A 21,752-nucleotide genomic window follows, 5' to 3' on the forward strand; every position below is an offset into this window, starting at 1 on the left:
CCTACAGGTTGCACAAGTCCGGTAGGAGCGAGGCTTGCCCGCGAAAGCGATTGCCCTGACGACAGGGTCTCCGGGCCGTTGCAATCAATCCGGAATCGGCAGGCTCAGGCTCTCTTTCACCTCTTCCATCACGATATAGCTCTTGGATTCGCGCACGTGGGGCAGCTTGAGCAGGATGTCGCCCAGCAGTTTGCGGTACGAGGCCATTTCGGAAATCCGCGCCTTCACCAGATAGTCGAAGTCCCCCGACACCAGGTGGCATTCCAGTACGTGCGGCAGTTTCAGCACGGCACGGCGGAACTCCTCGAAGGTGTCGCCGGACTTGTAGTCCAGGCTGATTTCGACGAACACCAGCAGGCTACCCTTGAGGTGTTGCGGGTTGAGGCGGGCGTTGTAGCCCATGATGATGCCTTCGCGCTCCAGGCGGCGGACCCGCTCGGTGCACGGCGTGGTCGACAGCCCGACCTTTTCCCCCAGCTCAGTAAAGGAGATGCGCCCATCGGCCTGCAGGATGCGCAGGATATTGCGATCGATCTTGTCCAGCTCGCGCTTCGTCTGGTGGTTGGTCCGCATAGGGGATGCGCCTCCGTGAAAAGGGTTTTTGCCGAGAATTCTCGCCAAATATAGGCGTTTATATAGTGAAAAGCACTGGTCATTGCTTTTTATACTGCGCGCATCTTCGCTCTGAATAACAAACGTCAGCGGTTATCCGCGATGAGGGATATGAAAATGCGCGTTCTGGTCTTGGGTAGCGGCGTGATCGGTACCACCAGTGCCTACTATCTGGCCCGTGCCGGTTTCGAAGTGACGGTTGTCGACCGTCAGCCGGCCGTTGCCATGGAAACCAGCTTCGCCAACGCCGGCCAGGTTTCGCCGGGTTATGCCTCGCCCTGGGCCGCGCCGGGCGTGCCGCTCAAGGCCATCAAGTGGCTGCTGCAGCGCCACGCGCCGCTGGCGATCAAGGCCACCGCCGACATCGATCAATACCTGTGGATGGCGCAGATGCTGCGCAACTGCACCGCCGCCCGCTACGCGGTGAACAAGGAACGCATGGTCCGTCTGTCCGAGTACAGCCGCGACTGCCTCGACGAACTGCGCCTGGAGACCGGCATCGCCTATGAAGGCCGCAGCCTGGGGACCACCCAGCTGTTCCGCACCCAGGCGCAACTGGATGGCGCGGCCAAGGATATCGCCGTGCTCAAGGAATCCGGCGTACCTTTCGAAGTGCTGGACCGCGAAGGCATCGCCCGCGTCGAGCCGGCCCTGGCCAGCGTGACCGACATCCTGGCCGGCGCCCTGCGCCTGCCTAACGACCAGACTGGCGACTGCCAGATGTTCACCACGCGCCTGGCGCAAATGTGCACCAAGCTGGGTGTGGAATTCCGCTTCGACCAGAACATCCAGCGCATGGACTTCGCCGGCGACCGCATCAACGGCGTCTGGATCGACGGCAAGCTGGAAACCGCCGATCGCTACGTGCTGGCCCTCGGCAGCTATTCGCCGCAACTGCTCAAGCCGCTGGGCATCAAGGCCCCGGTGTACCCGCTCAAGGGTTACTCGCTGACCGTGCCGATCACCAACCCGGCCATGGCCCCGACTTCGACCATCCTCGACGAAACCTACAAGGTGGCGATCACCCGTTTCGACAACCGTATTCGCGTTGGCGGCATGGCGGAAATCGCCGGTTTTGACCTCTCGCTGAATCCGCGTCGGCGCGAAACGCTGGAGATGATCGTCAACGATCTTTATCCTCAGGGCGGCGATCTGTCCGAGGCCAGTTTCTGGACCGGCCTGCGTCCTACCACCCCGGACGGCACGCCGATCGTCGGCGCCACGCCCATGCGCAACCTGTTCTTGAACACGGGGCATGGCACGCTTGGCTGGACCATGGCTTGTGGTTCCGGTCGCCTGCTGGCTGACCTGATGGCGAAGAAAAAGCCGCAGATCAGCGCCGAAGGTCTCGATATTTCTCGTTACGGTAATTCTCAGGAGCCTGCAAAACATGTCAATCCAGCGCCAGCTCACCAATGAGCGCATGAGTCAGATCGTCGTTCACAGCGGTACCGTGTATCTGGCCGGGCAAGTCGGCGACGACCTGAACGCCGGGATTGAGCAGCAGACCCGTGAAACCCTCGCCAACATCGAGCGTTTGCTGGACCTGGCTGGCACCGACAAGTCGCGCCTGCTGTCGGTGACTATCTACCTGAAGGACATCGATGCGCACTTCGCCGGGATGAACAGCGTATGGGACCAGTGGCTGCCAAAAGGCGTCGCCCCGGCCCGTGCAACCGTCGAAGCCAAGCTCTGCGAACCGGAAATCCTGGTCGAGCTGTCCGTCGTGGCCGCTCTGCCTTAAGCAAGATCCCTCTCCCGGCGCCACCGATGGTTAACGCTGTCGGCCGGCGCCGGTTTTTTCTTCCCACATGACCGCCTAGAAGTCTGCCGCCATGCGTCCTGCCCGTGCCCTGATCGATCTTCAAGCCCTGCGTCACAACTACCAACTGGCCCGCGAAGCGTCGCCGGGCGCCCGTGCGCTCGCGGTGATCAAGGCCGATGCCTATGGCCATGGCGCGGTGCGTTGTGCCCAGGCGCTGGAAGCCGAGGCCGACGGCTTTGCCGTGGCCTGCATCGAAGAAGCCCTGGAACTGCGGGCGGCGGGGATTCGCGCGCCGATATTGCTGCTCGAAGGTTTTTTCGAGGCCGACGAGCTGGACCTGATCGTCGAGCATGATTTCTGGTGCGTGGTGCATTCGCTGTGGCAGCTGGAAGCCATCGAGCAGGCCAGCGTCGCCAAGCCGCTGACGGTATGGCTCAAGCTGGATTCGGGCATGCACCGCGTCGGCCTGCATCCCAAGGATTACCAACTGGCTTATCAACGACTGCTGGCCAGCGGCAAGGTGGCGAAGATCGTGCTGATGAGCCACTTCGCCCGCGCCGACGAGCTCAGCTGCAGCCGCAGCGACGAGCAGGTCGCGGTGTTCGAGGCGGCGCGCCAGGGCTTGTCCGCCGAGATCAGCCTGCGCAACTCGCCAGCCGTGCTCGGCTGGCCGAATATCCCCAGCGACTGGGTACGCCCCGGCATCATGCTGTATGGCTCGACCCCGTTCGAAGAGCCACATCCGCTGGCCGCGCGCCTGCAACCGGTGATGACCCTGGAATCGAAAGTGATCTGCGTGCGCGAACTGCCGCCCGGCGAACCGGTGGGGTATGGCGCCAAATTTGTCACGCCGCGGCCAATGCGGATCGGCGTGGTGGCCATGGGGTACGCCGACGGTTATCCGCGGCATGCGCCGACCGGTGCGCCGGTGCTGGTGGCGGGGCAGCGTACCCAACTGCTCGGCCGGGTCTCCATGGACATGTTGTGCATCGACCTGACCGACGTGCCAGAGGCCGGGCTGGGTTCTACCGTCGAGCTGTGGGGCAAGAACATCCTCGCCAGCGAGCTGGCGGCCGCGGCCGATACCATCCCTTACCAGCTGTTCTGCAACCTGCGCCGAGTGCCACGCGTCTATTCCGGGGACTGAACAGCGCGGCGCACTGCCGAAAGTCGCCTTGCTTCCTGGGATTGGGGCCCAAGTGTTGTAAATACTGAACGCTATCGCCATGATAACGCTCAACTAGAACAACGCCTGATCCCTAGGAGGCTGCCGCATTGGACGTCGGTGAACGACTGCAATCCATCCGTAAACTCAAAGGCCTTTCCCAGCGTGAACTCGCCAAGCGCGCGGGCGTCACCAACAGCACCATTTCGATGATCGAGAAGAACAGCGTCAGCCCCTCGATCAGTTCGCTGAGAAAGGTTCTTGGCGGCATTCCCATGTCGATGGTCGAGTTTTTTTCGGAAGAAATCCTCCAGGAAAAACCCACCCAGATCGTCTACAAAGCCAACGAGTTGATCGATATTTCCGATGGCGCGGTGACCATGAAACTGGTGGGCCGGGCGCATCCGAGCCGGGCGATCGCTTTTCTCAACGAGATCTATCCGCCGGGCGCCGACACCGGTGAAGAGATGCTCACCCACGAAGGCGAGGAAACCGGGATTCTCGTGGAAGGACGCCTGGAGCTGGTGGTGGGCCTTGAGACATTCGTGCTCGAAGCCGGCGACAGCTACTATTTCGAAAGCACCAAGCCGCACCGTTTCCGTAATCCTTTCGATGCACCCGCGCGACTAATCAGCGCAGCCACGCCCGCGAACTTCTAATAGAAGAGGCGTCCTGCAAGGATTGCAGCGGTGCCCGAAGCAGCATTTCGCCTCTCTCTAATCCCCCTTTGAATCTAGGGTTGTTTCAGAGTGGCGGGCTAACCGCTATACTTGCGCCCGCCCGCGAAACCGTGGCCGTGGGCGTGACTAGCCACCATTGAGGGTGTACGCGTGAACCTAATTATGAAAATGCTGGCTGCACCAGCAACCGTATTGGCCCTCTGGGCTGTCAGCGCTCAAGCTGCGACCAACGACGACATTGCCAAGCGCCTCGAGCCGGTTGGCCAGGTCTGCGTCCAAGGTCAGGAATGCAAGGGCATGGAAGTCGCTGTTGCCGCCGGTGGCGGTGGTGCGAAGACTCCAGACGAAGTGATTGCCAAGCATTGCAATGCTTGCCACGGTTCCGGCCTGCTGGGCGCGCCGAAAATCGGCGACGCCGCTGCCTGGAAAGAGCGCGCGGATCACCAGGGCGGTCTCGACGGCATCCTGGCCAAGGCCATTACCGGTATCAACGCGATGCCGCCTAAAGGCACCTGCGCCGATTGCTCCGACGAAGAGCTCAAGGGCGCCATCCAGAAGATGTCCGGCTTGAAATAAGCCTGTATCTTCCGCAAAAAAGCCGCTTACGAGCGGCTTTTTTCATGCCTGCGATCCGGCCGGGACTGTTCATTGCAGCAAAGACCCGGCAAGCTCGGTCCAACCTCAATTCATGGAAGGTTCTGGAGGATCGGATGGTGCAGTCATGTTCTATCGAGCGGGCGGTCGATGAGGTCCTGGCACGCTTGCCGGCGCATATTCACATGGGCATGCCGCTGGGGCTGGGCAAGCCCAACCGCTTCGCCAATGCCCTGTATCGTCGGGTTGCACAGCTGCCCGAACGCCAACTGACCATTTACACCGCCCTGAGCCTGGGCCGCCCGCCACTGGGTGATGGCTTGCAACGGCGCTTCCTCGAGCCTTTCATCGAGCAGATATTCGGCGACTACCCCGAGCTGGAATTCCTCGCCGACCTGCACCGCAACCAGGTGCCGGCCAATATCCATATCGAACAGTTCTTCATGCAACCCGGCAGCCTGCTCAACAGTGCAACGGCGCAGCAGGATTACGTCTGCAGCAACTACAGCCACGCCGCGCGCGACATCAATGCCGCCGGCCTGAACCTGGTCGCGCAACTGGTGGCCCGGGACCCGCAACAGGCCGACCGCCTGAGCCTGAGCTGCAACCCGGACATCACCCTCGACCTGCTGCCGATGATCGCCGAGCGCCGTGCCGCCGGCGAAACCATCCTGCTGCTGGGCCAGGTGCATCGCGAACTGCCTTATATGCCGGGCGACGCCGAGATCGACGCTGTCACCTTCGACCTGCTGATCGACGAAGAGGAGGGCAGCACGCTGTTTTCCACGCCGAACATGCCGGTGGGGTTCCAGGATCATTTTATCGGCCTGCACGCCAGCACCCTGGTGCGCGACGGCGGCACCCTGCAGATCGGCATCGGCTCCATGGGCGATGCGTTGACGGCGGCGTTGCTGGCGCGCCAGGCGGACAACGACGGCTATCGGGCGCTGCTGGCGGACCTGGAGATCCAGTGCTGGAAACCGCTGATCGAGCGCGAAGGCGGGGTGGAGCCTTTCGCCAAGGGCCTGTATGGCTGCAGCGAGATGTTCGTCAACGGCCTGCTGGCCCTGGCCGATGCTGGCATTGTGCGGCGCAAGGTCTATCCCTCGGTGGCCCTGCAGCAACAGGCCAACGCCGGGACCCTGGATGAAGACCAGGCGCCGGGCGGGGTGTCGGTGCATGGTGGCTTTTTCCTCGGGCCGCGCAGTTTCTACCAGCGCCTCAGGGATCTGCCCAAGAGCAAGCTTGGCGAGTTCAACATGACCGCCATCAGCTACATCAACGAGCTGTATGGCCAGGAAGAGCTCAAGCGCCTGCAGCGCCAGGATGCGCGGTTCATCAACAGCTCGATCATGGTCACCCTGCTCGGCGCCGGGGTGGCGGATCAGCTGGAAGACGGCCGGGTGCTCAGTGGCGTCGGCGGGCAGTACAACTTTGTCGCCCAGGGCCATGCGCTGCGAGGCGCGCGCTCGATCCTGATCCTGCGCAGCTGGCGCGAGTCCGCGGGCCTGGTCAGCTCCAACATCGTCTGGGAATACGGCCATTGCACCATCCCGCGGCACCTGCGGGACATCGTGGTCACCGAGTACGGCATCGCCGATCTGCGCGGCAAGACCGATGCGAAGGTGGTCGAAGCGCTGCTCAATATCAGCGACTCGCGGTTCCAGCCGGGCCTGATCGAACAGGCGCAGAAGGCCGGCAAGCTGCCCAAGGACTTCCGCCTCGATCCGCGCTTCACCGATAACCACCCACAACGCCTATTGGCGATCCAGGCGCAGCACCGGCACCTGTTCCCGGAATATCCGCTGGGCAGCGACTTCAGCGTGGAGGAGCGGGACTTGCTGCGGGCGCTGAACTGGCTGAAGAGCAAGTTCAAGCTCAGCGAGATTCTCGAATTGGGCAAGGCGGCGCTGGATGCGCCACCACCGGAAGCCTTCCCGGCGCATCTGCAGCGGGTGCAACTGGTGAAGCCCGATGGTTGGCGCGAGGAGATCTATCAGCGTTTGCTGCTGGCCGCCTTACGCGAGACAGCGCAGGCATAAGGTAGACGCCTGGCAGCGTCATCGCGGGCAAGCCTCGCTCCTACAGAAGCAGGCGGCATCTGTAGGTGCGAGACGTGCTTGCGATTGAAGAGGCAACGCCTCTTTAGATAAAGCTCACCACGCCACCGGCCAGGGACTTGACCCGGGCCAGGGATTCCACGCGATAGCCTTGCGCGTCCAGTTCGGCGCGGCCGCCCTGGAACGACTTCTCGATCACGATGCCCAGGCCGGCCACGGTGGCGCCCGCCTGCTTGATGATCGAGATCAGCGCCTGGGACGCCTTACCGTTGGCCAGGAAGTCATCGATGATCAGCACGCGGTCGCTGCTGGTCAGGTGGCGCGGGGAAATCGCCACGGTGCTTTCGGTCTGCTTGGTGAACGAATACACGGTCGCCGACAGCAGGTTCTCGGTCAGGGTCAGGGACTGGTGCTTGCGCGCGAAGATCACCGGTACGCCCAGGTTCAGGCCGGTCATGATCGCCGGAGCGATGCCCGAGGCTTCGATGGTGACGATCTTGGTGATCCCCGAGTCCTTGAACAGCGTGGCGAATTCGTCGCCGATCAGCTTCATCAAGGCCGGGTCGATCTGGTGGTTCAGAAAGGCGTCGACTTTCAGGACCTGGTCGGAAAGCACGATGCCTTCTTCGCGAATTTTCTTGTGCAGTGCTTCCATGAAGCTTTCCTCTTTTGGCGCCTTGTGCGCCTGAGCTCTGATAAAAGGTGTTCGGTTAAAAATGCTTGGGTTAAAAATGCTGCGGCTAAAAAATGTTCAATTCTAGCGCTTTAACATCGCCCGTATATCCGCCAACGCATTATTGCCGCGAACAGCTTTGACTTCGGTCGGGGTGTCGTCGTTGCCTTCCCACGCCAGGTCGTCCGGCGGCAATTCGTCGAGGAAGCGGCTGGGGGCGCAGTCGATGATTTCACCGTACTGCTTGCGCTTGGCGGCGAAGGTGAAGGCCAGGGTCTGGCGCGCGCGGGTGATGCCCACGTAGGCCAGGCGGCGTTCTTCCTCGATGGTGTCGGCTTCGATACTGGAGCGGTGGGGGAGGATTTCCTCCTCCATGCCCATGATGAACACATAGGGGAATTCCAGGCCCTTGGAGGCATGCAGGGTCATCATCTGCACGCCCTCGGCGCCGTCTTCCTCTTCCTGCTGACGCTCCAGCATGTCGCGCAACACCAGCTTGCCGATGGCGTCTTCGACGGTCATTTCGCCGTCTTCGTCTTTTTCCAGGGTGTTCTTCAGCGCCTCGATCAGGAACCACACGTTACCCATGCGGTAGTCGGCGGCCTTGTCGCTGGAGCTGTTGGTGCGCAGCCAGTTCTCGTAGTCGATGTCCATGACCATGCTGCGCAGGGCGGAGATCGGGTCTTCGCCGGCGCACTGCTCGCGCACCTTGTCCATGAAGCGCTTGAAACGCGCCAGGCGGTCGGTGAAGCGGCTGTCCAGGTGCTCGCCCAGGCCGATCTCGTCGGTGGCGGCGTACATCGAGATCTTGCGTTCGGTGGCGTAGTTGCCGAGCTTTTCCAGGGTGGTCGAGCCGATTTCCCGGCGCGGCACGTTGATCACCCGCAGGAAGGCGTTGTCGTCGTCCGGGTTCACGATCAGGCGGAAGTAGGCCATCAGGTCCTTCACTTCCTGGCGCCCGAAGAAGCTGTTGCCGCCGGACAGGCGATAGGGAATCTGGTGATGCTGCAGCTTCAGCTCGATCAGCTTGGCCTGGTAGTTGCCGCGATAGAGGATCGCGAAATCGCTGTAGGGCCGGTCGGTGCGCAAGTGCAGGCTGAGGATTTCCATGGCCACCCGCTCGGCCTCGGCGTCCTCGTTGCGGCAGCGGATCACGCGGATCTCGTCGCCATGGCCCATCTCGCTCCACAGCTGTTTCTCGAACTCGTGGGGGTTGTTGGAGATCAGCACGTTGGCGCAGCGCAGGATGCGGCTGGTGGAGCGGTAGTTCTGCTCGAGCATCACCACCTTCAAGGACGGGTAGTCCTCCTTGAGCAGCATCAGGTTTTCCGGGCGGGCGCCGCGCCAGGCATAGATCGACTGGTCGTCGTCGCCCACCACGGTGAACTGGTTGCGCTTGCCGATGAGCATTTTCACCAGCAGGTACTGGCTGGCGTTGGTGTCCTGGTATTCGTCCACCAGCAGGTAGCGCACCTTGTTCTGCCACTTCTCCAGGATGTCGGCGTGTTCCTCGAACAGCTTCACCGGCAGCAGGATCAGGTCGTCGAAGTCCACCGCGTTGAACGCCTTGAGCGTGCGCTGGTAGTGGGTGTAGACGATGGCCGCGGTCTGTTCCTTGGGGTTGCGCGCGTTCTCCAGGGCCTGGGCCGGCAGGATCAGGTCGTTCTTCCAGGCGCCGATCATGTTCTTGATCTCGTCGACGCCATCGTCGCCCGAGTATTCCTTTTGCATGATGTCGGTCATCAGGGCCTTGACGTCGGTCTCGTCGAAGATCGAGAAGCCCGGCTTGTAGCCCAGCCGCACATGCTCCTTGCGGATGATGTTCAGCCCCAGGTTGTGGAAGGTCGACACGGTCAGGCCACGGCCCTCGCCACTGCGCAGCAGGGTGCCGACCCGCTCCTTCATCTCCCGCGCGGCCTTGTTGGTGAAGGTCATGGCGACGATGTACTGCGCGCGAATGCCGCAGTTCTGGATCAAGTGGGCGATCTTGCGCGTGATTACACTGGTCTTGCCGGAGCCTGCACCGGCGAGCACCAAAAGAGGGCCGCCGACATAGTTCACGGCTTCTTGCTGCCGGGGATTGAGTCGGGACATGACGAAAAAAGGGGTCTGTAACGAAATGGGCGGGCATTTTAACAGGCTGGACGGATTCTGCTGCTCTCTCCGACTTGTGACGCAGCACGCTATCTAAATTTGCCGGTTTTGATACTTTCCCTCAGGATGCGCGCTGAATATGCGTCTAATGTTCGAGTTAGAGCGATACAAGAAACCGCGTTTGATAATCAATATCATTTGTCATTGTTTATCCACGCGTCATAATGCCCGCCGCCAACTTCTATTACAGAGTCTAGGGAGCTAGCTTGTCCAAGCCTGTCGAACCCTTGCGCTTGCTGCTGCTGGCCGAAGAGCCGGCGTGGGCAGCGTTGTTGCGCGAGTGTCTCGCTCCGTTGGGAGACTCGGTGGTGCTGATCAGTGCGCCGACCTGGGAATCTGTCAGCCGTCTGTTCGATGAAGATCGCTCTGCGATTCTGTTAACCGTTCCCCAACTGCAACCGGCTCCCGGTCGTTGCAGCCTGCCCACGGTATTGCTGCTGGAGCAGGAGCCGCTGAACACGCCAGCCGGCGCCAGCGACTGGCTGGTGAATAAAAGCCTCAGTACCGATACGGTGCGCCGTTGCCTGCGCCATGTGCGTGAGCGCGGGGTGCTGGAAAGCACCCTGTTGCGCCTGGCCGAGCAGGACCCTTTGACCGGCATCGCCAACCGCCAGGGTTTCCAGACCCTGCTGGCGGCGCGCCTGGCGGAAAACGAAGGGCGCGGGCTGGCGCTGGGGCACCTGGACCTGGACAACTTCCGGCATGCCAACGATGCGCTGGGCCACCAGGCCGGCGACCGGTTGATCCTGCAAGTGGTCTCGCGGCTCAAGAGCCAGCTTGAGGCCGGGGACCAGCTGGCGCGCCTGGGCAGCGACGAGTTCGCCCTGCTGATCGATACCCGCCGGGCGCCGCAACGCGCCGAGTGGATGGCCGAGCGCATCGCCGAAGTCATGGCCGAGCCGTACTGGATCGACGGTGAAAGCCTGCTGATCGGCTGCAGCCTGGGCATCGCCCACGCCAGGGCGAATGCCGGCGCCGACCCGCTGATGTGGCACGCGCACATCGCCATGCAGCAGGCCAAAAGTACCCAGGGCTGTACCTTTCATATCTTCAACGAACGCATCAACCGCAATGCCCGCAGCCTCGCCGACCTGGAAAGCGAACTGCGCCGGGCCTTGCGCCGCGACGAGCTGGAGCTGCACTACCAGCCGCGCCTGAACCTGCATGACGGGCAGATCGTCGGCCTCGAAGCCCTGGTGCGCTGGCGCCATGGCGAGCGCGGGCTGTTGCCGCCGAGCGAGTTCGTGCCGCTGGCCGAGCAGAGCGGCCTGATCGTGCCGCTGGGCTACTGGGTGATTTCCCGGGCGCTGCGCGACATGCAGGCCCTGCGCGAACGCGGCCTGGCGCCGCTGCACATGGCGGTCAACCTGTCGTTCCGCCAGTTCCAGGACAGCCAGTTGCTGTCGACCCTCAGCCGGCTGATTGCCGAGCGTGGTGTCGAGGCGCAATGGCTGGAATTCGAGCTGACCGAAACCGCGGTGATGCGCCGCAGTGACCTGGTCAAGCAGACCATGGATGCGCTGGGCCGGCTGGGGGTGCGGTTTTCCCTGGACGACTTCGGCACCGGGTTTTCGTCTTTCGTGCACCTCAACAGCCTGCCGATTGCCCTGCTCAAGATCGACAAGAGCTTCGTCGGCGGCATGGAGCAGCGCGAAGAGAACCGCAAGCTGGTGCACGCCATGATCAACCTGGCTCACAACCTCCATCTCGAGGTGGTGGCCGAGGGCGTGGAAACCCCCGAGCAGCTGGCCTTGCTGCGCAGCTTTGGTTGCGATCAGGCGCAGGGCTACCTGATCAGCAAGCCGCTGCCGCTGGCGGAACTGGTGGAATACCTGACGTTCGGCGCAAGCCAGCAAGTCCTGGTCGGCGAGGTCAGCTGATGGCATCCCGCTGTAGCGGCAGGAGCCCTCGAGCTCCTGCAGCTACAGGGAATCCTGGGCGGTCTGGAAGTTATCCCGTGGCGCGGGTTCCGCGCCTTCCCGGCGAATCATCCGCCGCATCTTCCATTCGAAGGCCAGGGTCAGGCTGATGGCGGCGCACGCCAGCCCCGATGCCAGGCCCCACCACACGCCGGTCGCGCCCCAGCCCAGGGTGAAGGCCATCAGCCAGGCCGCCGGCGCACCGATCAGCCAATAGCAGCCCAGGCCCACGAGGAAGGTGGTCTTGGCGTCCTTGAGCCCGCGAATCGCGCCCATGGCGATGGTCTGCGTGCCGTCGAACAGCTCGAACCAGGCCGCGACCGCCAGCAGGCTGACCGCCAGGTTGATCACATCGCGAAAGGCCGGGTCGTCATGGTCGAGGAACAGCCCGATCAGCTGGTTCGGCAGCAGCCAGAAAATCATGGCGAAACCCAGCATGGCCGCGCCGCCAAAGGCGATCCCGACCCGCCCGGCCATGCGCGCGTGCAGCAGCTGCCCGGCGCCGTAGTGCTGGCCGATGCGCATGGTGATCGCGTAGGAGATCCCGGCCGGCACCATGAAGGCCACGGAGACGATCTGCAGGGCGATCTGGTGCGCCGCCAGCTGGGTGCTGCCCATGGTGCCCATGCACAGCGCGGCAAAGGCGAACAGCCCGACTTCCACCGCGTAGGTGCCGCCGATGGGCAGGCCCAGGCGCCAGAGTTCCCGCAGGTACTGGCGATTGGGCCGCGCCAGGCCCTGGCGCAGCGGGTAGGCGGCGTAGGCCGGGTGGCGCTTGATGTGCCAGGCCAGCGCCACGGCCATGCAGTTGGCGACGATCGCGGTGACCAGGCCGATCCCCACCAGCCCCAGTTTCGGCAGGCCGAACATGCCGGTGATCAAGGCGTAATTGAGCAGGAAGTTGGCCACGGTGCCGCCCAGGCTGATGACCATCACCGGCGTGGCACGGCCGATGGCGCTGGTGAAACCGCGCAGGGCCATGAAGCTCAGGTAGCCGGGCAGGGCGAACGGCAGGATCAGCAGGAACTGGCCGGCGGACTGCACGTTGGTTTCGGTCTGGCCGAACAGCAGCAACACCGGCTTGAGGTTCCACAGCAGCAGGCCGGCGACCAGCGCCATCAGCCACGCCAGCCAGAGCCCGGCCTGGGTCAGGCGCGCGGCGCCTTCGATGTCGCCGGCGCCCTGGCGAATCGCGACCAGGGTCCCGACCGCCGCGATCACGCCGATGCAGAAGATCGACACGAACGAATAGGTGGCCGCGCCGAGACCGCCGCCGGCCAGGGCTTCCGGGCTCAGGCGGGCCATCATCAGGGTGTCGGTCAGCACCATCAGCATGTGCGCCAACTGTGAGGCGATCAGCGGCCCGGCCAGCCGCAGGATGGCCCAGAGTTCGGTGCGTGCTGGATGCTGCATGGTCATCGGTCTCGATACGGGGGAGGCAGTTAAGAGGGTTGATTCTCGGCGCTCTCGGCGACTTTCACAAAGGGATAAAAACGATTGGTGGCATGATTAAAACTCATGCTTTACTGATTCTGGTAACTTGGCGCCATTGCGCCTGTGGAGTGCTGCCATGCCCCGTCGTCTTCCGCCCCTGTATGCCTTGCGCGCCTTTGAAGCCGCGGCGCGACACAGCTCGTTCACCCGCGCGGCGGAGGAGCTGTCGATCACCCAGAGTGCGGTCAGCCGGCATATCCGCACCCTGGAAGACCACTTCGCCTGCCGGCTGTTCCAGCGCAGCGGGCGCAACCTGCAGCTGACCGAGGCCGCGCGCCTGCTGCTGCCAGGTATCCGCGAAGGCTTCACCGCCCTCGAGCGCGCCTGCAATACCCTGCGCGCCGAAGACGACATCCTGCGCATGAAGGCGCCCTCGACCCTGACCATGCGCTGGCTGCTGGCGCGCCTGAGCCGCTTCCGCCATCTGCAGCCGGGCAACGAGGTGCAACTGACCAGCGCCTGGATGGACGTCGATTCGGTGGACTTCAACCAGGAGCCCTTCGACTGCGCGGTGCTGCTGAGCAACGGCCACTTTCCGCCGGACTGGGAAGCCAGCTACCTGTTTCCGGAATTGCTGATCCCGGTGGGTGCGCCGAACCTGCTCAACGACCAGCCGTGGGACGTGGCGCGACTGGCCGCCACTGAGCTGCTGCACCCGACCCCGGATCGCCGCGACTGGCGCAACTGGTTGGAGCGCATGGGGCTGTCCGAACAGGTCTCGCTCAAGGGTGGGCAGGTGTTCGACACCCTGGAGCTGGGCATGATCGCCGCGGCCCGGGGCTACGGGGTTTCCATGGGCGATCTGCTGATGGTGGCCGAGGATGTGGCCCAGGGGCGGCTGAGCCTGCCCTGGCCGACGGCGGTGGCCAGTGGCGAGAATTACTACCTGGTCTGGCCCAAGACCCGGCCTGGAGGTGAACGTTTGCGCCGCCTCAGCGACTTTCTCCAGAACGAGGTCCGGGCCATGCAATTGCCCGACGTAGAGCGGCTCGGCTGAAACGATGAAGGCCCCATGACCAGGGGCCTGCGCGATACCCGTGCGACTCGCTCAAGTATTGAGCGGCGCCGCCGAATCCTTGGAAGTGGAACCTTCGTTCTGATCGGTTCCGACATCTCATTCTTATTAGAACCATTGCCGAGCGTGTGACGCGATCAGGACGATCCGGTCTCTCGGCCAGGAGCTGTCATGCCTCAACCTCGTGCCCGGATCGCCTCGCAGCTTGGTCTCGCACTCGCCGTGGTACTGGCGATCGTGATCAGCGGCAGTACCGTCTTCGCCCTGCGCTCGCTGGACGCCGCCAACCTCGCCACCCGGGAAGAACACCTGGCCAGTGAGGCACGGCTGCTGGCCGACCAGCTCAATACCTTCCACGGCACCCTGCGCGAAAGCACCCAGCGCCTGAGCGGGCTGTTCGAAAAGCGTTTCAGCGGCGGCCTGAGCCTGCACCCGGACCAGCCGGTGACCGTGGCCGGTACCCAGACCCCGGGCCTGCACCTGGGTGACGTGGTGCTGAACAACAACTTCGAGGAAGTCGACGAGTTCAAGCAGATGACCGCCGGCGTGGCCACCGTGTTCGTGCGCAGCGGCGACGACTTCATCCGCGTCAGCACCTCGCTGAGCAAGCAGGATGGCAGCCGCGCCATCGGCACCCTGCTGGACCACGCGCACCCGGCCTACCAGAAACTCATGGCGGGGCAGAGCTATGTCGGTCGCGCGCTGCTCTTCGAGCGCCTGTACATGACCCAGTACACGCCGGTGCGGGACAGCGCCGGCAAGGTGATTGCGGTGTTGTTCGTCGGCTTCGACTACACCGACGCGCAGAACGCCCAGTTCGATAACCTCAAGCGCTTCCGCATCGGCCAGACCGGCTCCCTGGCGTTGCTCGACGAGCAGCATAAATGGCTGGTGCCGCCGGCTGGCGTGCAGGCCCTGGAGCAGTCGGCCACGACCATTACCGAACTGGCCAGGCAGCCGGGCAAGGGCCGCTTCTGGAGCGACAAGAGCGAGGACTTCTACAGTGTCGCTGTCCCCTTCGAAGGCGGGCCCTGGTCGGTGGTGGCGAGCATGCCGAAGGCCGAGATCCGTGCGGTGACCTGGAGCGTCGGCACGCGCCTGGTCATTGGCAGCCTGTTGGCGATGCTACTGGCGGTGGGCGCCACGGTCTGGCTGCTGCGTAGCAAGCTTGCGCCCCTGGGCGACCTGGTGCGCCAGGCCGACGCTTTGGGCAAGGGCGACCTGAGCGCGCGCCTGAATGTCTCCAGCCAGGATGAAATCGGCCAGTTGGCGAGCAGCTTCAACCAGATGGGCCAGGCCCTGTCGACCATGGTCGAGCACATCCGCAGGGCCGCCGAGGAGGTCAATGGCCGGGCCCAGGCGCTGTCCGGGCTGTCAGGCGGGGCGTACGAGGGCATGGAGCAGCAGTCGGGCGAAATCAGCAGCATGGCCGGGGCGGTGGAGGAGTTCAGCGCCACTTCGCTGAACATCGCCGACAACATGGGCAACACCGAACGCCTGGCCCAGGAAAATGCCCAGCAGACCCGGATCGGCCGCACCTCGATGGAAGAGGCCTCGGCCTCGCTGGAGCAGATCGCCGGCGCCTTGAACAGCACCGCGACGGTGATCAATACCCTGGGCCAGCGCTCCGAGGAAATCGGCGGCATCGTCGGGGTGATCACCGCGATTGCCGACCAGACCAACCTGCTGGCGCTCAACGCCGCCATCGAAGCCGCACGCGCCGGCGAACAAGGCCGCGGCTTTGCCGTGGTCGCCGATGAGGTGCGCAACCTGGCGTCGCGGACCCGCGAAGCCACCGACGAAATCTCGGGGATGATCAACAGCATCCAGCAGGAAACCGGCAACGCCATCGCCACCATGGAGCAGGGCAATGTGCTGATGCAGGAAGGCCTGTCGCGCAACGCCAATGTCGCCTCGGCCCTGGCGCGCATCGACGAGCAGAGCCGCTCGGCCGGCCAGCAGTTCGCCGCGATCACCACCGCGACCCAGGAGCAGAGCAGCACCGCAACCCTGCTCAGCAGCAACCTGCAGAGCATTGCCCTGGCCAACAGCGAACAGCGCGAAGTGGTGTCGAACCTGGCGATCACCGCCAAGGAGCTGGAGAAGCTGGCGGCGGACTTGCGCCAGGAGGTCGATCGGTTCCGTTGATACCGGTTGCGTGCTCCGATCGCGTGGCCGCTGGGCACCGGCGGGGAGGCCGATTGCAAATGCGTGGGGCTGGGCTAAAACATAGGGGCAATTTCCCTACAGGATGCCTTCCCGGCAGGAGCTGACATGTCCCGTCTCACTCGTTTTGCCCTCCGTACAGCCGTACTGCCCCTGGCGCTGGCCAGCCAGATGGCGTCCAGCCAGGAGGTTGCGGGATTCATTTCTCCGGCTTCCTGGTACAGCGCCTTCAACGCTATCGCCCAGGTGGCGTGCCATAACTGCTACGAAAAACAGTACGCCAGCACCTTCACCAGTGTGCTCGACAGCGTGCGCACCCTGGAGCTGGATTTCTGGGACCAGCGCGATGCGGTCACCGGTGGTTCGGCCGGTCACTGGTTCGTGCGGCACAACCCCGGCACCCTGTTCCAGTCCGGCAATGACAACAACTGCACCGGCGACGGCAAAGGCACCAACGATCTCGAGGCCTGCCTCAACGACATCAGGCTCTGGAGCGACAGCCATCCCGGGCACTTCCCGATTACCCTGATCCTCGACAAGAAGCAGGGCTGGTCGAAGGAAAGCTCCGGGCGTACGCCGAAAGACTTCGATGATCTGGTCAGCCGGATTTTCCAGGGCAAGCTCTATACCCCGGGCGACCTGGCCCAGCACCTGGGTGTCAGCAGCGGTGCCTTGCAGGGCTCGCTCAAGGGCAAGTCCTGGCCGACCGCTAGCCAACTGCAGGGCAAGGTGCTGCTGGTGCTCAACCACTCGGAGAACCAGAAGCTCTCGCAATACGCCGAAGCCCGAACCACCAGCGCCAAGGTGTTCATTTCACCGGTCACCAACGGCCAGAACGATGTCAGTGGCGAGGTCAGCGGCATGTCCAGGACGTCGTCCGGTTACGTGGCCATGAACAACATGGGCAAGGGCGACAAGCAGTGGGCCGCACAAGCCTTTGCCTACAGCCACATCGGTCGGGTGTGGGGTGATGACGGCGTGTCATTCACCCAGCACATCGCCGAGAAGGTCAATCTGTCGGCGTATTACAAGTTCGCCGAAGCCAAGGATGGCAACGGCTATCGCATCCGGCCGTTCTAATGTTTCAGTGGGGCTCGTCCGGTTCGGCGAGCCCCGGATCCACCCGCTTGCCGATATCCCGCAGGCGTGCGAGCTGATCGACCATGGTCGGCGCTTCATCCAGGCTGCTGACAAAGGTCCACAGGTAGGTCATCACCGCGTACACATGCCCGGCCTTGACCCCTTCGGTCAGGGCCAGTTGGCTGATGGCGATCACGAACAGCAGCGCGGCCGCCGAGCCAAGCAGGAGATAGGCCGCCGCCTCGCGGTCCGACAGCCAGATCCGCAGCCGCGACAGTAGCCGGTAGTGCCGTTGCAGGGACGTGGCGCCGACCTTGGCCACCAGGCCGATTTCCTTTTCCAGCCGGTCGTTCAGGCGCTCATGCAGCTCCTGATTGCGCCGGGCAAAACGCGGCAGCAAGGTGATGCACAGCAGCAAGGCCACCAGGCAGGCCAGGCCGACCCAGGGTTCGATCACCAGCAGCATCACCGCCGCCCCGACAATCGAGACCAGCGCGGTGGCGATGGTTGGTACGTGCTTCTCGAAGAAGTCGACGAACTCCCGAGCCAGCACCACCCGCGCCGCGGCGGTGGAGGTGCTCTGGTTCTGCAGGCGCTGGTTGAGGATCACCGGCACCGCCAGGTCGGCGTAGATCCGCGTGAAGGTGCGGGTATCCACCGCCCGCCGCGCGGCCCCGACCACCCAGAAGCCCAACACCACCAGGGCATAGACCAGGGCGCTGCCGGCGTCGCCGCGAATGATCGAGTCCACCGCGAACCCGGCAAACAGCGGGTAGGCCAGCAGCAACGCGTTCTCCAGCGCCACCAGCGACAAGGTGCAGAACAGCTTGCCGGGGTAGGCGCGGGCGATGGCTTTCAGGGTCTGGCTGGCGGATTGCTGGCCGATTTTCTTGCTTTCATCGATCAGGACTTGCGGGGTAACGGCTGACATGGGTGCACCGGAGGGAAGATAAACGCTATTATTGAGCGACTGCTCAATGGTATTTGAGCGATCGCTCAAAATGCAAGCGCCATCCATCCACCGGCGCCCTGAGGTAATGCCCGTATGTCCCGTACCGACCGCAAAGACCAGATCATCGCCGCCGCCCTGGAGCTGTTTCTCAGCAAGGGCTTCGCCGCCGTTTCCACCCGCGACCTGGCGGACCACGCTGGCCTGTCCCGTAGCCACATCTATCACTACTTCAGCGATTGGAACGAATTGCGTCGCGAAGCCTTCGTGCGTTTTGCCACAGAGCAACTGGACGCCGTAGGCGCCCCCCTGGTTGGCTTGCCGCCGCTTGCGGCCCTGCACGGATTCCTGCGCGATTGCCTGCCGGTGTCTGCCGAAGACAGCTGGGCGCTGTGGCTCGATGCCTGGGATGAAGCCATGCACGACACCGCGCTGGCCGAGGCCTACCAGAAGGTGGATGAGCAGTGGCAGGCCATGCTCGCCAGCATCATCGAAGCCGGCGTGCAGGCCCAGGTGTTCCAGTGCGCATCACCCGCACGCGCAGCCCGGCAGATCTTCGCCCAGATCATGGGCTATGCCGACGGCCTGTTGCTGCGACCCTCGGCCGAGGCCGCCGCAGCGGCGATGGACGAGGTGATGGAAGTGGTCGAGTTGTTGCTGGGATTTAAGCCAGAAGTGGTTTAGTTGCACTTGGTGCTGCTGGAGACTTCCTTGCTGGCCATCTTCAGAGCCTTGCCCAACCCGGCGGCGTCGCTGCTGCTGTAGACCCGGCCACCGGTGTTCTCGGCGATGCAGCGCGACGGGCCACCTACCCCGATGTTCACCACATTGACCCGCAGGCGTGGCTGCTGGGCGGCAATTTTCCGGGATACCGCGCAGACATCTTTCTGGCAGCCGTCCTCACCGTCGACGAACATGACGATCACCGCGTCGTTCTTGCGTCCGTCGACCGTGCTCGCGGCCTTGGCCAGGCTGTCCGCCAGCGGCGTGCCATCGTTGGCGCCGAGCCCGCGAATACCATTGATCAACCGTGGCCGATCGGCAGCCTTGAATACACCATGGTCGATCTGGCTGGCGCAGCCATTGAAGGTGATCAGGCGAGTGTCGATCTTCGGATCCAGCCCCTTGATCATGCTGGTCAGCGATTCGGTGGCTACCGACAGGCGACTCGGTGGGGTGAAGATTCGTTCGGCGCGTACCGGATCGAGGTACTGGTTGAACTGGTTGCCAAAGAACCATTCTTCATCGGCGTGTACCGATTTGATGTTCATGTTCATCGAACCCGAGGTATCCAGTACCACCACGAATTGCGGTGGTATGGCATCCGGTGCCTGCTTGCGGCAGGCGTAGTTGTCCAGGGTTGGCGTCGGTGCGGGTTTGGGCGGCGGCGGTGCTGCAGGCTCCCGGACCGGCTCTGGTACGGGCTCGGGAGCCGGTTCCGGAACGGCCTCGGGTACGACAGGCTCGGCTGGCTTCGGCGCTGTCACGGGGGGCTCGACGGCGGCAGGTACCACCGGTTCCGGTACCACGGGATGACTTTGCGGGCACAGGAACCAATAGGCGGCCCATAGCAGAAGCAGCAACAGCAGCAAGGCCAGCAGCGCGGCGATGATTTTCCACCCGTTGCGGCTTGGCGGCACCACCGCTGGCGGTGCCACGACTGGCGGCGGTACCGGCTTGGGTGGACGCAAGCCCCAGCGAATCACCAAGGGCTCACCATTGAGGCTGTAGAGGTCTTCCAGCTCGGGCGGACCGATCAGCGTATGCAGGCTGGCCCCTTCGGAGTGATTACGGTTCTGCAACTCGTCTGCGAGACGTCCCAGGGCGTCCTGGCGCTGCTGGTAGAGATCCAGCAAGCGCCGTTGCTGATCCTCCTTCAATTCCGCGTAGGGCGTAGGCTGGCCACCCAGCTCGGTCCACCACTCCAGCACATCACCGCTGCCTTTGCGGGGAATGGCATAGAGGCTGGCGATCGTGGGCGGGAAGTGCTTCTGGATCAGCGCGACCTTGGCCGACAGTGCATCGACCTTGTCGACGGTGAACTGACCATCCCTGATGACCCGTTGCATGCAGACGATTCCTGAAAATGGCGCAGGCATCCCGAAAGATGCCTGCAAGGTTGGGGAGAGGGCAGGTTATTCGTAACCCAGGCTGAACTGCAGTTGGTTGACCTTTTTCTGCAAGGCCTTGAGCTCTTCCTGCTTGGCCGTCAGGGCTGCCGGGGTGTTGCTGGCGGTCTTGGCCTGAGCGCTCTTGAGTTGCTGTTCGAGCCCGGCGATCTGCCGCTGTACCTGACTCTCGTTGCCATGACGGGCCTTGAGCGACTTGAGCAACTGTCCCAGGGACTGATTCAGCGAAGCCTGGGCCTGCTGCTGGCTGGCCAGGTCCTGGCGGGTGCTGGTCTGTTGGGCGGCGATGTTGTCGTACACCTGGCGGAACATGGCGTTTTCCTGACGGGACGCCGTCAGGGCCTGTTCCTTCTGCTTGACCTGTTCGCTGTAACCGCCGGAGTAGTCGCAGTTCATCTTGGTCAGCATGCTGGCGTCACGGTTGGTCGCATCGCAGTCGCCCGGTTTGCTGGCGCAACCGGCCAGTGCCAATACGACAGCGAGCGCCGCCCAGTGTTTTACGGTGGTCATGGTGATGATCTCAACCCAGGGTGATTGCCGAACGCTGGCTGTACAGCGCGTCCACTTCCTTCTGCAGAGAAGCGACTTTCTCGTTCATCTTCAGAATGCTCATATCCACTTGCTTGATTTCCGCCCCGGCACCCTGGGAGCGCTCCAGGTTGGCCACTTTGGTGTACTCGGTCACCTTGTTGCGCATGTTGCCCAGGTCCTTGCGCAGGCGGGCGATGTTCTGGTCGATCTCGGCGATTTGCGTCTGTGCCTTGGCCTTGTCCAGTTTCTTGCTGGCCATGTCCTGCTTGATCTGGGCGATGCGGGCCTGGTCATCCTTGATCACCTGCTGGGCGGTCGCGGTGCGAGTGATGACGTTCTGGGTGTCCTGCTCGACGTCAACGTTCATCTTTTGCAGGCGGGTGGTGGTGTCGGCATATTCGCTGCGACGCTGGTCCAAGTAGTAGTTGGCACCCATGGCCACGCCGCATGCGGTGATACCCGCGGCAATCGCACAGACCGCTTTGTTGTTGCTGTTGGACAAGGCGCAGCCGAGGATGCCTACGCCAGCGCCGACGGCGCAGGCCTGGTAGCCGGACTTGCTGAAGAACTGGGCGTCACGGCCCTGAGTCAGACGCGGGTCGGCACCGTCGCCGCCGAGCATGGAACTGCCGGTGCTGGCGCAGCCGGTCAGCAGCAGGCTGCCGGTGAGGATGAAAGCGATCTGTAGCTTGAAGCGAGTCCAAAGGCTGCGCGACATGGTGGTGCTCCTGGTTGGCGGTGTTGGCGTTTTTTCTAGCGGTGTTGG

General features: G+C 63.4%; 19 protein-coding genes. 11 read left to right on the forward strand and 8 right to left on the reverse strand.

All coding sequences use genetic code 11. The features are described 5' to 3' along the window. Window positions 1-84: 84 nt before the first annotated feature. On the reverse strand, window positions 85-573 hold the full coding sequence (locus tag PVZ78_RS01900; protein ID WP_007932443.1) for an Lrp/AsnC ligand binding domain-containing protein: 489 nt from the start codon (window positions 571-573) through the stop codon (window positions 85-87). 156 nt (window positions 574-729) lie between these two features. Here PVZ78_RS01900 and dadA point away from each other — a divergent pair, with 156 nt between their 5' ends. The 6 genes from dadA to PVZ78_RS01930 all read left to right on the forward strand — a co-directional run bounded on the left by dadA (window position 730) and on the right by PVZ78_RS01930 (window position 6,858). Further along, window positions 730-2,031, forward strand: coding sequence for a D-amino acid dehydrogenase (gene dadA, locus PVZ78_RS01905; RefSeq protein WP_273828155.1), 1,302 nt, complete (start codon window positions 730-732; stop codon window positions 2,029-2,031). Then, complete coding sequence (locus PVZ78_RS01910) at window positions 2,003-2,356, forward strand: RidA family protein (RefSeq protein ID WP_009046176.1); 354 nt, start codon at window positions 2,003-2,005, stop codon at window positions 2,354-2,356. Before dadA ends, PVZ78_RS01910 begins: the two co-directional genes overlap by 29 nt. 91 nt (window positions 2,357-2,447) lie before the next feature. Continuing rightward, window positions 2,448-3,524, forward strand: coding sequence for an alanine racemase (gene alr / locus PVZ78_RS01915; RefSeq protein WP_273828156.1), 1,077 nt, complete (start codon window positions 2,448-2,450; stop codon window positions 3,522-3,524). 128 nt (window positions 3,525-3,652) lie between these two features. Further along, a complete protein-coding gene (locus tag PVZ78_RS01920; protein WP_007932420.1) occupies window positions 3,653-4,201 on the forward strand; it encodes a cupin domain-containing protein in 549 nt (182 codons plus the stop codon). 183 nt (window positions 4,202-4,384) lie between these two features. Beyond that, window positions 4,385-4,798 carry a c-type cytochrome gene (locus PVZ78_RS01925; protein WP_009046174.1) on the forward strand — a complete coding sequence of 138 codons (414 nt, stop codon included), beginning with the start codon at window positions 4,385-4,387 and terminating at the stop codon, window positions 4,796-4,798. Between the two features lie 134 nt (window positions 4,799-4,932). Then, complete coding sequence (locus PVZ78_RS01930) at window positions 4,933-6,858, forward strand: acetyl-CoA hydrolase/transferase C-terminal domain-containing protein (RefSeq protein WP_273828157.1); 1,926 nt, start codon at window positions 4,933-4,935, stop codon at window positions 6,856-6,858. Between the two features lie 103 nt (window positions 6,859-6,961). Here PVZ78_RS01930 and PVZ78_RS01935 read toward each other — a convergent pair whose 3' ends face one another. Then, window positions 6,962-7,531 (reverse strand): xanthine phosphoribosyltransferase, encoded by a 570-nt coding sequence (locus tag PVZ78_RS01935; protein ID WP_009051549.1) that lies wholly within the window; start codon window positions 7,529-7,531, stop codon window positions 6,962-6,964. Between the two features lie 102 nt (window positions 7,532-7,633). Then, a complete protein-coding gene (rep, locus tag PVZ78_RS01940) occupies window positions 7,634-9,643 on the reverse strand; it encodes a DNA helicase Rep (RefSeq protein ID WP_009046172.1) in 2,010 nt (669 codons plus the stop codon). Window positions 9,644-9,909: 266 nt separating this feature from the next. Here rep and PVZ78_RS01945 point away from each other — a divergent pair, with 266 nt between their 5' ends. Continuing rightward, window positions 9,910-11,583 carry a putative bifunctional diguanylate cyclase/phosphodiesterase gene (locus PVZ78_RS01945; protein ID WP_028683656.1) on the forward strand — a complete coding sequence of 558 codons (1,674 nt, stop codon included), beginning with the start codon at window positions 9,910-9,912 and terminating at the stop codon, window positions 11,581-11,583. Window positions 11,584-11,625: 42 nt separating this feature from the next. Here PVZ78_RS01945 and PVZ78_RS01950 read toward each other — a convergent pair whose 3' ends face one another. Beyond that, complete coding sequence (locus PVZ78_RS01950) at window positions 11,626-13,035, reverse strand: NorM family multidrug efflux MATE transporter (protein ID WP_173424529.1); 1,410 nt, start codon at window positions 13,033-13,035, stop codon at window positions 11,626-11,628. Window positions 13,036-13,192: 157 nt separating this feature from the next. Between PVZ78_RS01950 and PVZ78_RS01955 the strand changes: the two genes are divergently transcribed. The 3 genes from PVZ78_RS01955 to PVZ78_RS01965 all read left to right on the forward strand — a co-directional run bounded on the left by PVZ78_RS01955 (window position 13,193) and on the right by PVZ78_RS01965 (window position 17,377). Then, entirely contained in the window at window positions 13,193-14,113 is a 921-nt protein-coding gene (locus PVZ78_RS01955) for a LysR substrate-binding domain-containing protein (protein ID WP_009051546.1), read from the forward strand. Between the two features lie 189 nt (window positions 14,114-14,302). After that, window positions 14,303-16,279 carry a methyl-accepting chemotaxis protein gene (locus tag PVZ78_RS01960; protein ID WP_041985093.1) on the forward strand — a complete coding sequence of 659 codons (1,977 nt, stop codon included), beginning with the start codon at window positions 14,303-14,305 and terminating at the stop codon, window positions 16,277-16,279. Between the two features lie 126 nt (window positions 16,280-16,405). Further along, window positions 16,406-17,377, forward strand: a complete 972-nt coding sequence (locus tag PVZ78_RS01965; RefSeq protein ID WP_273828158.1) for a Ca2+-dependent phosphoinositide-specific phospholipase C — start codon at window positions 16,406-16,408, stop codon at window positions 17,375-17,377. A gap of 4 nt (window positions 17,378-17,381) precedes the next feature. Here PVZ78_RS01965 and PVZ78_RS01970 read toward each other — a convergent pair whose 3' ends face one another. Next, window positions 17,382-18,308, reverse strand: a complete 927-nt coding sequence (locus tag PVZ78_RS01970; protein ID WP_177411701.1) for an ABC transporter six-transmembrane domain-containing protein — start codon at window positions 18,306-18,308, stop codon at window positions 17,382-17,384. Between the two features lie 114 nt (window positions 18,309-18,422). Here PVZ78_RS01970 and PVZ78_RS01975 point away from each other — a divergent pair, with 114 nt between their 5' ends. Further along, window positions 18,423-19,010 carry a TetR/AcrR family transcriptional regulator gene (locus PVZ78_RS01975; RefSeq protein ID WP_101283958.1) on the forward strand — a complete coding sequence of 196 codons (588 nt, stop codon included), beginning with the start codon at window positions 18,423-18,425 and terminating at the stop codon, window positions 19,008-19,010. On the opposite strand, the gene PVZ78_RS01980 is transcribed toward PVZ78_RS01975, so the two are convergent. The 3 genes from PVZ78_RS01980 to PVZ78_RS01990 all read right to left on the reverse strand — a co-directional run bounded on the left by PVZ78_RS01980 (window position 19,007) and on the right by PVZ78_RS01990 (window position 21,704). After that, window positions 19,007-20,395 (reverse strand): VWA domain-containing protein, encoded by a 1,389-nt coding sequence (locus tag PVZ78_RS01980; protein WP_101283956.1) that lies wholly within the window; start codon window positions 20,393-20,395, stop codon window positions 19,007-19,009. The two genes, PVZ78_RS01975 and PVZ78_RS01980, sit on opposite strands and share 4 nt — an antisense overlap. Window positions 20,396-20,461: 66 nt before the next feature. Beyond that, entirely contained in the window at window positions 20,462-20,965 is a 504-nt protein-coding gene (locus tag PVZ78_RS01985) for a hypothetical protein (protein ID WP_273828159.1), read from the reverse strand. Window positions 20,966-20,975: 10 nt separating this feature from the next. Then, window positions 20,976-21,704, reverse strand: a complete 729-nt coding sequence (locus tag PVZ78_RS01990; protein ID WP_101283952.1) for a hypothetical protein — start codon at window positions 21,702-21,704, stop codon at window positions 20,976-20,978. Between the last annotated feature and the right edge of the window lie 48 nt (window positions 21,705-21,752).

The sequence above is a fragment of the Pseudomonas sp. SBT1-2 genome (assembly GCF_028640875.1).
GTDB classification, from domain to species: Bacteria; Pseudomonadota; Gammaproteobacteria; order Pseudomonadales; family Pseudomonadaceae; genus Aquipseudomonas; species Aquipseudomonas chlororaphis_I.

What these genes read in the sequence shown, in the direction of transcription:
- PVZ78_RS01935 (WP_009051549.1), bottom strand. Translation starts at nt 7,531, where the DNA reads ATGGAAGCACTGCACAAGAAAATTCGCGAAGAAGGCATCGTGCTTTCC.
- PVZ78_RS01900 (WP_007932443.1), bottom strand. Translation starts at nt 573, where the DNA reads ATGCGGACCAACCACCAGACGAAGCGCGAGCTGGACAAGATCGATCGC.
- PVZ78_RS01975 (WP_101283958.1), top strand. Translation starts at nt 18,423, where the DNA reads ATGTCCCGTACCGACCGCAAAGACCAGATCATCGCCGCCGCCCTGGAG.
- PVZ78_RS01950 (WP_173424529.1), bottom strand. Translation starts at nt 13,035, where the DNA reads ATGCAGCATCCAGCACGCACCGAACTCTGGGCCATCCTGCGGCTGGCC.
- PVZ78_RS01955 (WP_009051546.1), top strand. Translation starts at nt 13,193, where the DNA reads ATGCCCCGTCGTCTTCCGCCCCTGTATGCCTTGCGCGCCTTTGAAGCC.
- PVZ78_RS01985 (WP_273828159.1), bottom strand. Translation starts at nt 20,965, where the DNA reads ATGACCACCGTAAAACACTGGGCGGCGCTCGCTGTCGTATTGGCACTG.
- PVZ78_RS01925 (WP_009046174.1), top strand. Translation starts at nt 4,385, where the DNA reads ATGAAAATGCTGGCTGCACCAGCAACCGTATTGGCCCTCTGGGCTGTC.
- alr (WP_273828156.1), top strand. Translation starts at nt 2,448, where the DNA reads ATGCGTCCTGCCCGTGCCCTGATCGATCTTCAAGCCCTGCGTCACAAC.
- PVZ78_RS01910 (WP_009046176.1), top strand. Translation starts at nt 2,003, where the DNA reads ATGTCAATCCAGCGCCAGCTCACCAATGAGCGCATGAGTCAGATCGTC.
- PVZ78_RS01990 (WP_101283952.1), bottom strand. Translation starts at nt 21,704, where the DNA reads ATGTCGCGCAGCCTTTGGACTCGCTTCAAGCTACAGATCGCTTTCATC.
- dadA (WP_273828155.1), top strand. Translation starts at nt 730, where the DNA reads ATGCGCGTTCTGGTCTTGGGTAGCGGCGTGATCGGTACCACCAGTGCC.
- PVZ78_RS01970 (WP_177411701.1), bottom strand. Translation starts at nt 18,308, where the DNA reads ATGTCAGCCGTTACCCCGCAAGTCCTGATCGATGAAAGCAAGAAAATC.
- PVZ78_RS01980 (WP_101283956.1), bottom strand. Translation starts at nt 20,395, where the DNA reads ATGCAACGGGTCATCAGGGATGGTCAGTTCACCGTCGACAAGGTCGAT.
- PVZ78_RS01965 (WP_273828158.1), top strand. Translation starts at nt 16,406, where the DNA reads ATGTCCCGTCTCACTCGTTTTGCCCTCCGTACAGCCGTACTGCCCCTG.
- PVZ78_RS01960 (WP_041985093.1), top strand. Translation starts at nt 14,303, where the DNA reads ATGCCTCAACCTCGTGCCCGGATCGCCTCGCAGCTTGGTCTCGCACTC.
- PVZ78_RS01930 (WP_273828157.1), top strand. Translation starts at nt 4,933, where the DNA reads ATGGTGCAGTCATGTTCTATCGAGCGGGCGGTCGATGAGGTCCTGGCA.
- rep (WP_009046172.1), bottom strand. Translation starts at nt 9,643, where the DNA reads ATGTCCCGACTCAATCCCCGGCAGCAAGAAGCCGTGAACTATGTCGGC.